Below are 11,941 nucleotides of genomic sequence, written 5' to 3'. Positions count from 1 at the left end.
GTAGAACAAACCCCGGCTGACTATGGGCAGGATAGGTTAACGGCTCCTTAACTCATACTTGAATGCGTTTGTTGGAACCGGATGGAACCGGCGTGTCACCCTTTTGCGCGTCAATCAGGTTGCGCGGCCACGAGACTTTGACGATCGCGCCTGTCCTGTCCTTGTGATCAGTCAGATGCTGATACGGGTCCGTGCCATTTGCGAATTTCAGCTCGGCACCGCTGCGTTCCAGCAACGTTTTTGCGATGAACAGTCCCAGTCCCATGCCTTCGTATTCCGGCCGGGTCCGCAGGTCGGCTTCGGCCCGTCTGCGGCGCATGAAGGGATCACCGATGCGTCCAATCATGTGCGACGGGTAGCCGCGCCCGTCATCCATGATGCTGACGGTGATCCTGCTGTCTGTCCATTCGGCTTCGACCCAGACATTCGCGCGGGCGAAATCCACGGCATTCTGGATCAGGTTGCGGAGCCCGTGAATGATCTCGGGCTTTCGCAGGATCGAGGGTTGCAGCACGTCTCCGTCCTGCGTCGGGCCTTCAGAAAAATGAACGACCTTGCCCCGGTCAACATGCGGTTCGGCGGCTTCGTTCACCACCGTCGAAAGCGGAGCCTGCCGCAAATGCAGGTCATCTTTTCCGGCACGACCCATATCGCGCAAAATGTCGCGGCACCGATCAGCCTGCTCGCGGATCAAGGCGGCGTCTTCCCTGAGGTCGGGACGGTCGTCCAGCTCTTCGATCAGTTCCGCACTTGTCAGTTTGATCGTGGCCAAGGGGGTGCCCAACTCGTGCGCGGCAGCGGCTACCACGCCACCCAAATCGGTCAATTTTTGCTCGCGGGCCAGCGCCATATGGGTGGCAGCCAGCGCTTCGGACATGGACTGAACCTCGGAACTGACGCGGTGAGAATAAGCACCGATAAAGACGATGGCGATAATAATAGCCGCCCAATTGCCAAACAGCAGGATTTCCGGAATGTCCAGAAACACTCCGATGTTGGTCCGCAGCGGCAGGTGGAATTCCGCCAGCAGGGTGGTCAGAACAATCGCAACAGCCCCAACTATCAAGGTCGACCGTGTGCTCATGACATTGGCGGAAATCGTGACCGGCCCCAAAAGCAGAAGGGCGAAGGGGTTGTTCAGACCGCCCGTCAGATACAACAAGATCGACAGTTGCAGCAGATCGAACAGAACCATCAGGAAGTTTTCGAACTCGGACATCCGCTTGTTCTGTGGAAACAACAGAATGGCAGTCAGGTTACCCATGACCGAGATCCCGATGGCCAGATAGCACAGGCCCAGTTCCAGCTGCACATGATAGTATTTCTGGGCCACGGTGATGGCGGTGATCTGACCAAAAATGGCAACCCATCTCAACAGGATCAGGGTGCGCAGGCGGATCCAGCTGCTGCGTTCCTGGCCGCGCCAAAAAGTCTGATTGGAATCTGCCATCGGTCGCTTATGTCCTGTTGCAAAGGCTGGTCATCTTGATAGGTGTCCCGGCCGGAACGATCAACAACCCCTTGCGACCGGAAAACCGAAATGACCCGCCTATACGCAATTCTTGCAACTTTCGTTCTGGCTATTGGCCTAGGTGCGATGTGGCTTTTGACGCGTGGGGGCGGATCCGGAGACCAGTTTGCACAGTGCCGATCCGGGCAGATCGCCGGGGGGACCGCTGCTATCGGCGGGCCGTTTGAACTGGTGAATGGCAAAGGTGAGACGGTGACCGACAAGGACGTGATCACCGAACCCACACTTGTCTATTTCGGCTATACATTCTGCCCCGATGTCTGCCCGTTTGACATGTCCCGCAACGTTGAGGCCGTGGATATCCTGAACCAGCGCGGACAGTCGGCCACTGCGCTGTTCATCTCGATCGATCCCGAACGGGACACGCCCGAGGTTGTGGATGATTATGCCTTTAACTTAGGCGGCAAAACGATTGCCTTGACCGGTTCACCCGAACAGGTCAGGGCGGCGAGCAAGGCTTACAAGACCTATTACAAGGCACAGGATAAAAGCGACGAATTCTACCTTGTTGACCATTCCACCTTCACATATCTGGTGACGCCCGAACATGGTTTCCTTGAATTCTTCAAGCGCGATGACACGGCCGAACAGATGGCGGACAGGGTCGGGTGCTTTCTGGACCAGGCAGCGCATTAACAAGGTTGTTTGACCTTTGTTTCTGCGCTGCTATTACTCATGTTTAAGCCAAAGGCATGAAATAGCGGAAAGACCTAACATATGGCAGACAGTTCTCAGCTTGATATCGGCCCTGACAAATCCTTGCTTTTGGTGGATGATGACGAGCCGTTCCTGAGACGTTTGGCCAAGGCCATGGAAAAGCGTGGGTTCGAGGTTGAAACCGCAGGATCCGTCGCCGCAGGCCGCGCAATTTCCACCGCCCGCCCACCGGCTTACGCGGTTGTTGACCTGCGACTGGAGGATGGCAACGGTCTGGATGTGGTTGAGGTTTTGCGCGAAAAGCGCCCTGACAGCCGGGTCGTGGTTCTGACCGGGTACGGGGCGATTGCGACTGCGGTTGCTGCCGTAAAAATCGGCGCAACCGATTATCTGTCGAAACCCGCCGACGCCACCGACATCACCAATGCGCTGCTGGCCAAGGGTGACGAATTGCCCCCGCCGCCGGAAAACCCGATGAGCGCGGACCGCGTGCGTTGGGAGCACATCCAGCGGGTTTATGAGCTGTGCGACCGGAATGTCAGTGAGACCGCACGGCGGCTGAACATGCACCGCCGGACCTTGCAGCGGATACTAGCGAAACGCAGCCCGCGTTGAGACTATAACCTAATCACCGCAAAAAACCCCACTCAGCGTCACTGAAGGGAACACTTTATTTCAGCGCAAAGCTGCTGTGTCAGGTGACGATAACCGATTGGATTGGGGTGTAGGCCGTCCGATGTCCACTTATCGATGTTATCACTATACCCGGGAGGGGAGTTGAGAAACGTGCAGTTTCCCATCTCCAAGCAAGCTTGTTGTGCTGCAATGTTGTAGGTGGTTCGAAACGTTTCGTTTTCGATAGTCCAAGTTTCGCTTGCGACAGGCAGAACGGCACGCCAGATCAATCTGTCTACGGAGGTGAACACATCCGCTAACTGCTTAACATATTTCGGAACCTCCTCCAGAGGTGTGTCGTTCAGGGCGTCATTAACCCCAACACCCAAGTACCAGACCGGAACATGAGTGATGAGCTCCGGGTGTACCCTTGCTATTAAGCCTTGGGTTGTGTCCCGACTGATTCCCAGATTCAATGCGTTTGAAACGATGTTGCTGGTTAGCCATCCCTCGATGATGGAATCACCAATAAATGCGATTTGAATATTCGGTGACGCTAGAGCTTGGGAAATCGGTCGTTTGTGCAGCCACACCATTGTCTGATAGTGTTTAGTTTCTGTGACGGGAGTATGCGCTCCGGTAAGCTTGCGTACTGTCTTCGCCAGATACCCAGTTCTGATCAACACGGCTGCTAGCGCCAGGATCAGCACCAAATTTGTTGCAAGCAAGATCCGGTTCCCAATCGACCGTTTCGCGCTCATTTCACCATTTCCTTTAGCTGTTCAGGTTGCAAGTCGCTAAAGTAGCGCGAGAAGCACTGTGTGCCGATCTGTGTAGGCTTTCCTTACTTCGACCGGTGGTCTCAACGTAATCTCCAATCCCTCCATCACCGCTTTATCCGGGCGACCAAAGAATTTCGTCGCCTCAGCCTCGGAAAAGCCCGCGATCTGGGTGGCCTCCATCCAGGCGCTGATCTTGTCGGCTTTCTTGATCTGCCGCTTCACCGTTTTCGGCACCGCGGCTGGCAGGCCGAAGCGGATGTGAATTGCTGCCGCCAGACGGTCATCCAAGGCGCCGTAACCGGGGCCCACAGCGGATTTGACCGGCGAAATCATGTCGCCGATCACGTATTCCGGCGCATCATGTAACAGGGCTGCCAGCCGCCATTTGACGGGTGTCTTGGGCGCAATTCTTCCGAAGAGTTCCTCAACCAATAGGGAATGCTCGGCCACGGAATAGGCGAAATCGCCGCGTGTCTGCCCGTTCCAACGTGCCACAAAAGCAAGCCCGTGCGCGATATCTTCTATCTCGATATCCACCGGGGTCGGGTCCAGCAGGTCCAGCCGACGCCCCGATAACATGCGCTGCCATGCTCTGGGTTGTGTTGCCATTTTGCTATGCCTCGCCTGACCGGACGCGATTGCGCCATATTTTTGTGTTATGATGTACCTGTCTGGATCACTTGCTGCCAACAGTTTCTTGAGCATTTGTGCTTTGAAACGGCGCGCCATGATCCCGACATCAAAACCGAGGGGGGCACATGCTTCTCCCGGTGTGCTCCTCTCGACCGTGAAACGCGAAACGATAGGAGTATGTCATGTTCAAGCGTTTGTTTGCCATTGCCCTGACCTTTGGTATGGCCGCGACCGCCCCACCAGCTTTTGCCCGGAGCTGTGCAGAACGCGACGATATTGTCGCCAAATTGCAGGAAAACTACGCCGAAGAATTGGCCTTTGGCGGTTTGCAAAAGACACGCAGCGCACAGTCGGTGATGGAGGTCTGGGCCTCGAAGGAAACGGGCAGTTATACCGTTTTGGTAACCAATGCGAACGGAATCAGCTGTATTGTTGCCGTTGGCACAGATTTTTTTGAAGCGATACCAAAGATAAAAATCGAAGGCACGCCAAGCTGAAAGCGGCCACCAGGCTTCCGGTAACAGTCTTCAAAGTTGCCACCTGCCCCAAGGAATGCTAGGGGCAGCCGGGACTATGACTTACCGAAAATGGAGCGCCTGATGGCCGTGGACTATATCGTTAAAGACATTTCGCTGGCCGGGTTCGGCCGCAAGGAATTGGATATTGCCGAAACCGAGATGCCGGGACTGATGTCCCTGCGTGCGGAATATGGGGACAGCAAGCCTCTGACAGGTGCGCGTATCGTTGGGTCGCTGCACATGACCATCCAGACCGGCGTTCTGATTGAAACGCTGGTTGCGCTGGGTGCGGATGTGCGCTGGGCGTCGTGCAACATCTTCTCGACTCAGGACCATGCCGCCGCCGCGATTGCCGAGGCGGGCATTCCTGTCTTCGCCATCAAGGGTCAGACACTGGAAGAGCATTGGGATTATCTGGATAAATCCTTCCTGTTTGAAGACGGTCCGAACATGATCCTCGACGATGGTGGCGACGCGACCCTTTACATCCTGCTGGGCGCGCGTGCTGAGGCAGGCGAAGACGTCATCCCTGTTCCGGGTTCGGAAGAGGAAGAGGTGATCAAGAAGCAGATCGCCAAGCGTATGGCGGCCAGCCCCGGTTGGTTCACCAAGATGCGCGACCAGATTCAGGGTGTGTCCGAGGAAACCACCACCGGCGTGAACCGTCTGTATCAGCTGGTGAAAGACGGCCACCTGCCGTTCCCGGCGATCAACGTGAATGACTCGGTCACAAAGTCGAAATTCGACAATAAATACGGATGCAAGGAATCGCTTGTTGACGGTATTCGCCGCGCCACCGACACCATGATGGCCGGTAAGGTTGCCGTGGTTTGCGGCTATGGCGACGTGGGCAAGGGCTCGGCCGCCAGCTTGCGCGGTGCAGGTGCGCGCGTGAAGGTGACCGAAGTTGACCCGATTTGCGCGCTGCAGGCTGCGATGGATGGGTTCGAAGTGACCTTGCTGGAAGACGAAGTTGCCAGCGCGGATATCTTCATCACCACCACCGGCAACAAGGACGTGATCCGCATCGAGCATATGCGCGAGATGAAGGACATGGCCATCGTTGGCAATATCGGTCACTTCGACAACGAGATTCAGGTGGCTAGCCTGAAGAACCACAAGTGGACCAACATCAAGGAGCAGGTGGACATGATCGAGATGCCTTCGGGCAACCGTCTGATCCTGCTGTCTGAAGGCCGTCTGCTGAACCTTGGCAATGCCACAGGTCACCCGTCTTTCGTGATGTCGGCTTCGTTCACCAACCAGGTTCTGGCACAGATCGAACTGTTCACCAAAGGTGACCAGTACGAGAACAAGGTCTACATCCTGCCCAAGCATCTGGACGAAAAAGTGGCCCGCCTGCATCTGGATCGCATCGGCGTGAAGCTGACGAAGATGGATGCGGATCAGGCGGCGTACATCGGTGTCAAACCGGAAGGTCCATACAAGCCGGAACACTACCGCTACTGATTGTCGTCTGACGATGACGCAGAACAACGGTCGCCGCCGGTTTCTTTACTCGGCGGCGTTCTTTGTTTTCAGGGTTCTGGTTGTGGTGATCGTGCTGGGCGGCGGCGGCTGGGTGCTGTTGGCGCATCCAAAGACACCGGTGCCATCGCACTGGAACCCGTTGCGCGACCTGAAAGTCAGCGCGCCGGTCACGCCGGTCACCAGGTATCAACTGAACCGCGCCGTGGCGGACGAAACCCAGTGTCGGGCTACGTTGGCCGAAGCGGGGGTTCATTTCGAGGCGATGGAGGATCTGGTCATTGACCAGAACTGTGGCATTGCCGCACGCGGCCTTCTGACCCGACTGGCCACCTCGCATATCGAAGCCGTTGAAACCAGTTGCGCCACGACATTGCGGCTGGCGATGTGGGAACACCATGTCGTGCAGCCGGTCGCGCACGAACTGCTTGGAACCGGTATTGCCCGATTGCGCCATGTCGGAAGTTACAATTGCAGGCGCATGCGCACCCTGAAGGGTGAAAACAACGGATGGAGCAGCCATGCCCGTGCGGACTCGATCGATATCATCGGTGTAGAGACGAGCGATGGCCGCGTGCTGACCCTGTTAAAGGACTGGCACGGCTCTGGCGCCGAACCCGCGTTCCTGCGACAGATCTGGCGGGGCGCGTGCGACTGGTTTCGTGTGGTTCTGGGCCCGGACTTCAATCGCTTGCACGCGGATCATTTCCACCTGCAAGGTTCTGGCTGGGGGTACTGCAGATAGGTCTTGCATTCTGTGCCTTCCAGCCCCCGTTAAGGGGGAGGAAACGCAGTTTTTTATCCTTTTTGGCAGACCTGTGACACGTCTAATCTCGGCTATCGGTGATTGGTGCCGGATTAACGGATTAAGGAGATTAGGACATGGGCAAGCGCGACGAGCTGATCGCCAAATACGCTGAAGATCTGAAAAACAAATGTGGGATGAACCCCGATATGGACCTGCTGACCAAGGTCACAATCGGTTGCGGCCCGGCGATTTATGACGCAGATGCGGCAACTGTTGCAGCCAGCCAGGAGTCCGAGTTGGAAACCGTCAAAAACAACTTCCTGATCAAGAAACTGGGCTTGTCCGATGGTCCCGAGCTGATGGCAGCGATCAACAAAGCCATGGAAACCTATGGCATGTCCGAGCGCAACAAATACCGCGCCGTGGTCTATTACATGCTGACCAGGCATTTCGGAAAAGAAGCCGTTTACGGCTGATCTTTCCGCGCATTCCTGAAACGCCTGTCGCCTTCCCGGCGGGCGTTTTGTATTTGAGTTGTTTTTTAAGGACTTGGCGTTTGAAATGCTGGGCGCGGGTGGGCTAAGGTCAAACCGTGACCAGGACGGTCAGAACCAGACATTTCCATACGCGTGTGGTGAGTAGGGAGCACGCGGGGGTAGGGAAGGTTCTGCATCGTCAGGGCCTTCCCTCATTACTTATCTGAACTCTTTTAGGATACGCGCGATAAGGTTTTCTGCGCTGTCAGGCTGAACGGTTGAATTGTCGTCCGCATTTCCGCCGCTGCCTTCCAGATAAACCTCGATCCGCCCCGGGCGCGTCTTGCTGCCCGAGCTTGTGAAGTCCCGTGCGATACCCCCAAGTGCATCGGCGGCTATCGCGGCGTTTTCGGCGTCATCGGGATGGTAAAACCGGACCTGAGTTTCTCTGACCCGGTATCCCACCCGAGCTGTTGCCACCACCGTTGCCTGACCTCGGGCAAGCAGTTCCAATGCCCGGTTGCTGGTCTCTTGCGAAACTCTCGACGGTACAAAAAGCGAGACCTCCAGACCAATGGCTGGCGCCAAAAGAAGCGGTTTCACCTCGGTGTAGGGTCGATTGGCGGGTGTGTCGATCTCTTGCGGAATGGGATCATGGGCTATCTGTGATGTCTGCGATAATCCGCCCTTGTTCAGCGGATTGAGATTGCGAAATCGTGGATCAAACCGGGCTGGAATCGCGGCTTGAATGTCTGAAGCAGTTGCGACGGCCAACATGGGTTCCATCTGTGCAGGAATGAAAATCTTGGGCGGCGTTAAGGAAACTTCCGGCTTCTCCGTTGCCGCTTCAGGATTCGGGCCGGTTGCAAACTCGCTTTCCGGCATGACAGTGTTTTCCGGTTCCTGGGCGGGCGTTGCATCGGATTGATCCAAAATTACCGGATCGACGGACTCGCTATTTGGCTTGTCCAAGGGTTCGCTGACGTCGGCGGGGATTGAGAAAGGCTCAGGCTCGGAGGCCCCTGAAACCAAAAGATCCTCTGGCGAAGGGGCGTCTTTCGGGTCCGGCAGGCTGGTGGTTGCAGCCTCAGGCGGTTCTTCGGGGACCAGAAAGGTTTCAGAAAGCGCATTCAGAACAGCCTGATCTTCTGCGTCTGCGGATGGCCAGTCATCAAAAAGATTTGCAACGACCCATTGCAAGGCGGCCCCACACAAAAGGGCAAGCAGTACTAACGCGACCCAAGTTTTCCGTTTTTTTCTGACGCGCGGTTTGTCCAGATATAGCGAACGGACCCGCTCGGAAACGATCTGCTCAGTATCTGTATCATCCGGAGGGGGAGGATTGTCTGTCTGGACAGATGTCGAAACAGGTTCTTCCTGCGCCTTCGCAAGCACCGACGCGCGCTTCTCCCGCGCCTCTTTCAGGCGCGCTTCCCAGGTTTTCGTGCTTTTCGCAGCAACGGTGTTATCGAGTGTCCCGTTGCCGTTTTCAGTGTCAGACACGGGGTTCAAACTTTCAAAACATATCGAATTTATCCGAACAACACCAAGCGGTTACGGCCAGAGCAATCATAACCTTCAGATCCCTACCCGGTGTAGCCCTTGGAAACATAACACCTTGCCGGACGTTTGAGAAGTTTTGCACCTGATACAGAACGGCAGGTCAATCCGGCTGCGTTTCACCCAAGGCGCAGACCACTTTCCATTGATCGTCTGTTACCGGCTGAACCGACAAACGAGAGTTTTTCACCAGCACCATGTCGGAAAGCCGTTCGTCGGCCTTGATCTGGTCCAGTGTCACGGGCTTGGAAAATGGTCGGATGGCCTTGATATCCACGCATTCCCAGCGCTCATCATCGGTGGAACTGTCGGGATGTGCCTCGGCGCATACCTCGACAATACCCACAACCGATTTGTCCTTTTGAGAGTGGTAGAAGAACCCCCAATCCCCAATGGCCATCTGACGCATGAAATTGCGCGCCTGATAGTTGCGCACACCGTCCCATTCCTCGCCCGTGTCCCCCTTGGCCATTTGCTGGTCCCAGCTCCAGGTCGAAGGTTCGGACTTGAAAAGCCAATACGCCATCAGCCGATCACCTTTTTCCAGGGAATCAGCTCAACCGACTGGAACAATCCTGCCTTTGCATAGGGGTCATTATCTGCCCAGTTTTGCGCAGCAGCCAGATCTTCGACGTCGAGCACAACCAGCGAACCGATCATGGCGTCGCCATCCAGCAGCGGCCCTGCCTGCGATACAACACCCGTTTCTTCGATATAGGCCAGATGGGCCGCGCGATTGTCCAGCCGGGTTTGCAGTGCCCCGGCTTTGTCACGGGCGATGAGTGCGATCTGCATGTTATTCCTCCTTGAGTGGGCGATTGAGCAGATTTTGGATGGCCTCGGTTACACTGTAGGCACCATGGCTGAGATCCGCCACAGTTGTACTGATGGGCATGTCCAGCCTTTCCCTGACGGCAATCTCTGACATGGCGCGCGCAGTGGCGACGCCTTCGACGGTAGTATGTTGGTCAAATGGTTGGTTCAGACCCAAACTAAGGCCAAAACGGTAGTTTCGGGACAGTTCTGAGGAGCAGGTCAACACCAGATCCCCAAGCCCGGACAAGCCCATCAGGGTGTCAGGACGCGCGCCACGCAGGGTGGCAAAGCGCTGCATTTCCGCAAAACCGCGAGTCATCAACGCGGCCCGGGCGCTGTCCCCCAACCCCGCGCCGATTGCTGCGCCGCAACCGATGGCCATGATGTTCTTCAGCGCCCCGCCAAGTTCAGCACCTATGGTGTCAGTGGTCCGATAGAGGCGCAGATTCGCAGTGGCCAGTTTGGTCTGCAATGCTTTGCCAAGATTCGTATCACCGCAAGCCAGCGTTAACGCAGTGGGCAAACCGCGCGCTATGTCATCAGCAAAACTGGGTCCTGTCAGCAAAGCGATCGGGGCGTCGGGGACAACATCCCTGATGACCGCAACGGGCCCGAGGCCAGAATCCAACTCTATCCCCTTACAGCAAGCGACCAATGTCTTGCCGCGCAGCACCGGGGCGTGATCCTGCAAGGCGCTGCGCAATTGCTGCATAGGAACAGCCAAAAGCAGAATGTCAGCCTTCGACGCCTCAGCGATATTTGCGGTTACGGCGATGTTCGTGGGTAAGGAAACCCCAGGCAGCCGGGTGGAGTTTTCGCGCGTCTCGTGCATCTGCCGCGCCTGATCGGCGTTTCTGGACCACAGCGTTACCGGCCCGTTGCCTGATAGCGAGATCGCCAAAGCGGTACCAAACGCGCCGGATCCCAGGACAGATATGTTCATGCCTTGGCCCCTTTCTTACCGCTGCCCAGCATGGCCGGGCTGCGTTGATCCAGCGGCCAGCGGGGGCGGGCAATCAGGTCCAGACCGTCGCGCGCGCCGGTGCGAAAGCGTTCAAGACCCGCATAGGCAATCATCGCGGCATTGTCCGTGCACAAAGCCAGCGGAGGTGCCGTAAACCGGGCACCTTTCTGGGCACAAACAGACTCTAACGCTGTCCGAATGGCCGAATTCGCCGCCACCCCACCTGCGACCGCGACAACGGGATCAACAGGGTTGTGATCAAGGTACAGATCAATCGCGCGGCGGGTTTTCTCGGCTAATGTGTCCACAATGGCCTGCTGGAACCCTGCGCACAGATCAGCACGGTCCTGACGGGTCAGCCCACCCTTATCGGCCACGATCTGGTCGCGCATCCGCATCAACGCTGTTTTCAGCCCCGAAAAAGACAGGTCACAGCCGGGCCGGTCGAGCAGTGGCCTGGGAAAGCGGAACCGCTGGGGATTACCATCACGGGACTCAGCCTCGACAGACGGGCCGCCGGGTTGCGGCAGGCCCAGCAGGCGAGCGGTCTTGTCAAAGGCTTCCCCTGGCGCATCGTCGATGGTGCCGCCCAGGCGGGTAAACTGCTCGGGGGTATGGGCGATCAGGTATTGGCAATGGCCGCCCGACACCAGAAGCATGAGGTAAGGGAAGGCGATGCCGTCCGTCAGGCGGGGTGTCAGGGCGTGACCGGCAAGATGATTGACGCCAATCAGCGGCAGGCCCGTGGCGGCGCTCAGCCCTTTGGCACACATGACACCGGACATGACCCCTCCGATCAGACCGGGCCCGGCGGTGACGGCAATGGCGTCCAGGTCGCGAAGTGACAGACCAGCGGCCTCCAGCGCCTGCACGACGCAGACATCCAGCTTTTCGGCATGCGCACGGGCCGCAATCTCGGGCACGACACCGCCAAAGGCGCTGTGCAGATCGGTTTGACCGTGCACCACAGAAGACAGGATTTCGGCTTTGGCACCTTCGGTCTGGCGCACGACCGCTGCGGCTGTGTCGTCACAGCTGCTTTCCAAACCCAATACGGTAAGTGTTTGCACCATCACCCTGATCCGTTGCATCATGTATATACGGCGGGGTATCACCCTGCGCGGATGCAAACAATCCTGAAGGGTCAAGGCGC

14 protein-coding genes are annotated in these 11,941 nt (G+C 57.0%); 6 read left to right on the top strand and 8 right to left on the bottom strand.

What is annotated here, in order from left to right:
• Positions 1-52: 52 nt before the first annotated feature.
• Entirely contained in the window at positions 53-1,450 is a 1,398-nt protein-coding gene (regB, locus tag ACR0M9_RS05215; RefSeq protein WP_480486867.1) for a sensor histidine kinase RegB, read from the bottom strand.
• Between the two features lie 90 nt (positions 1,451-1,540).
• Here regB and ACR0M9_RS05210 point away from each other — a divergent pair, with 90 nt between their 5' ends.
• Both ACR0M9_RS05210 and ACR0M9_RS05205 read left to right on the top strand, forming a co-directional pair.
• Positions 1,541-2,167 (top strand): SCO family protein, encoded by a 627-nt coding sequence (locus ACR0M9_RS05210; RefSeq protein ID WP_480773015.1) that lies wholly within the window; start codon positions 1,541-1,543, stop codon positions 2,165-2,167.
• A gap of 81 nt (positions 2,168-2,248) precedes the next feature.
• Complete coding sequence (locus ACR0M9_RS05205) at positions 2,249-2,803, top strand: ActR/PrrA/RegA family redox response regulator transcription factor (protein WP_050604676.1); 555 nt, start codon at positions 2,249-2,251, stop codon at positions 2,801-2,803.
• A 38-nt stretch (positions 2,804-2,841) separates the two neighbouring features.
• Here the strand turns inward: ACR0M9_RS05205 and ACR0M9_RS05200 are convergent, their stop codons facing one another.
• The gene (locus tag ACR0M9_RS05200) at positions 2,842-3,564 is read right to left on the bottom strand and encodes an SGNH/GDSL hydrolase family protein (RefSeq protein WP_480773014.1); all 723 of its coding nucleotides are present in this window, start codon (positions 3,562-3,564) and stop codon (positions 2,842-2,844) included.
• A 36-nt stretch (positions 3,565-3,600) separates the two neighbouring features.
• Complete coding sequence (locus ACR0M9_RS05195) at positions 3,601-4,194, bottom strand: HD domain-containing protein (protein WP_480482603.1); 594 nt, start codon at positions 4,192-4,194, stop codon at positions 3,601-3,603.
• 206 nt (positions 4,195-4,400) lie between these two features.
• Here ACR0M9_RS05195 and ACR0M9_RS05190 point away from each other — a divergent pair, with 206 nt between their 5' ends.
• From ACR0M9_RS05190 to ACR0M9_RS05175, 4 genes are all read left to right on the top strand, one after another.
• The gene (locus ACR0M9_RS05190; protein ID WP_480506832.1) at positions 4,401-4,715 is read left to right on the top strand and encodes a hypothetical protein; all 315 of its coding nucleotides are present in this window, start codon (positions 4,401-4,403) and stop codon (positions 4,713-4,715) included.
• Between the two features lie 102 nt (positions 4,716-4,817).
• On the top strand, positions 4,818-6,206 hold the full coding sequence (gene ahcY, locus ACR0M9_RS05185; RefSeq protein WP_480773112.1) for an adenosylhomocysteinase: 1,389 nt from the start codon (positions 4,818-4,820) through the stop codon (positions 6,204-6,206).
• Positions 6,207-6,219: 13 nt separating this feature from the next.
• The gene (locus ACR0M9_RS05180; RefSeq protein WP_480482607.1) at positions 6,220-6,969 is read left to right on the top strand and encodes an extensin-like domain-containing protein; all 750 of its coding nucleotides are present in this window, start codon (positions 6,220-6,222) and stop codon (positions 6,967-6,969) included.
• A gap of 137 nt (positions 6,970-7,106) precedes the next feature.
• Entirely contained in the window at positions 7,107-7,448 is a 342-nt protein-coding gene (locus tag ACR0M9_RS05175) for a DUF2853 family protein (RefSeq protein ID WP_480482609.1), read from the top strand.
• A gap of 219 nt (positions 7,449-7,667) precedes the next feature.
• Here ACR0M9_RS05175 and ACR0M9_RS05170 read toward each other — a convergent pair whose 3' ends face one another.
• The 5 genes from ACR0M9_RS05170 to tsaD form a co-directional block, all read right to left on the bottom strand.
• A complete protein-coding gene (locus ACR0M9_RS05170; protein WP_480773013.1) occupies positions 7,668-8,951 on the bottom strand; it encodes a hypothetical protein in 1,284 nt (427 codons plus the stop codon).
• A 160-nt stretch (positions 8,952-9,111) separates the two neighbouring features.
• On the bottom strand, positions 9,112-9,534 hold the full coding sequence (locus tag ACR0M9_RS05165) for an EVE domain-containing protein (RefSeq protein ID WP_480773012.1): 423 nt from the start codon (positions 9,532-9,534) through the stop codon (positions 9,112-9,114).
• Entirely contained in the window at positions 9,534-9,803 is a 270-nt protein-coding gene (locus ACR0M9_RS05160) for a YciI family protein (protein WP_480773011.1), read from the bottom strand. The genes ACR0M9_RS05165 and ACR0M9_RS05160 overlap by 1 nt, the downstream gene beginning before the upstream one ends.
• Before the next feature lies 1 nt (position 9,804).
• On the bottom strand, positions 9,805-10,767 hold the full coding sequence (locus ACR0M9_RS05155; protein WP_480773010.1) for an NAD(P)H-dependent glycerol-3-phosphate dehydrogenase: 963 nt from the start codon (positions 10,765-10,767) through the stop codon (positions 9,805-9,807).
• Complete coding sequence (gene tsaD, locus ACR0M9_RS05150; RefSeq protein WP_480773111.1) at positions 10,764-11,861, bottom strand: tRNA (adenosine(37)-N6)-threonylcarbamoyltransferase complex transferase subunit TsaD; 1,098 nt, start codon at positions 11,859-11,861, stop codon at positions 10,764-10,766. Before tsaD ends, ACR0M9_RS05155 begins: the two co-directional genes overlap by 4 nt.
• Positions 11,862-11,941 lie beyond the last annotated feature (80 nt).

The organism is Ruegeria sp. CH2 (genome assembly GCF_056537065.1).
This window is presented reverse-complemented; position numbering and strand designations above follow the sequence as displayed.

What these genes read in the sequence shown, in the direction of transcription:
- regB (WP_480486867.1), bottom strand. Translation starts at nt 1,450, where the DNA reads ATGGCAGATTCCAATCAGACTTTTTGGCGCGGCCAGGAACGCAGCAGC.
- ACR0M9_RS05210 (WP_480773015.1), top strand. Translation starts at nt 1,541, where the DNA reads ATGACCCGCCTATACGCAATTCTTGCAACTTTCGTTCTGGCTATTGGC.
- ACR0M9_RS05205 (WP_050604676.1), top strand. Translation starts at nt 2,249, where the DNA reads ATGGCAGACAGTTCTCAGCTTGATATCGGCCCTGACAAATCCTTGCTT.
- ACR0M9_RS05200 (WP_480773014.1), bottom strand. Translation starts at nt 3,564, where the DNA reads ATGAGCGCGAAACGGTCGATTGGGAACCGGATCTTGCTTGCAACAAAT.
- ACR0M9_RS05195 (WP_480482603.1), bottom strand. Translation starts at nt 4,194, where the DNA reads ATGGCAACACAACCCAGAGCATGGCAGCGCATGTTATCGGGGCGTCGG.
- ACR0M9_RS05190 (WP_480506832.1), top strand. Translation starts at nt 4,401, where the DNA reads ATGTTCAAGCGTTTGTTTGCCATTGCCCTGACCTTTGGTATGGCCGCG.
- ahcY (WP_480773112.1), top strand. Translation starts at nt 4,818, where the DNA reads ATGGCCGTGGACTATATCGTTAAAGACATTTCGCTGGCCGGGTTCGGC.
- ACR0M9_RS05180 (WP_480482607.1), top strand. Translation starts at nt 6,220, where the DNA reads ATGACGCAGAACAACGGTCGCCGCCGGTTTCTTTACTCGGCGGCGTTC.
- ACR0M9_RS05175 (WP_480482609.1), top strand. Translation starts at nt 7,107, where the DNA reads ATGGGCAAGCGCGACGAGCTGATCGCCAAATACGCTGAAGATCTGAAA.
- ACR0M9_RS05165 (WP_480773012.1), bottom strand. Translation starts at nt 9,534, where the DNA reads ATGGCGTATTGGCTTTTCAAGTCCGAACCTTCGACCTGGAGCTGGGAC.
- ACR0M9_RS05160 (WP_480773011.1), bottom strand. Translation starts at nt 9,803, where the DNA reads ATGCAGATCGCACTCATCGCCCGTGACAAAGCCGGGGCACTGCAAACC.
- ACR0M9_RS05155 (WP_480773010.1), bottom strand. Translation starts at nt 10,767, where the DNA reads ATGAACATATCTGTCCTGGGATCCGGCGCGTTTGGTACCGCTTTGGCG.
- tsaD (WP_480773111.1), bottom strand. Translation starts at nt 11,861, where the DNA reads ATGGTGCAAACACTTACCGTATTGGGTTTGGAAAGCAGCTGTGACGAC.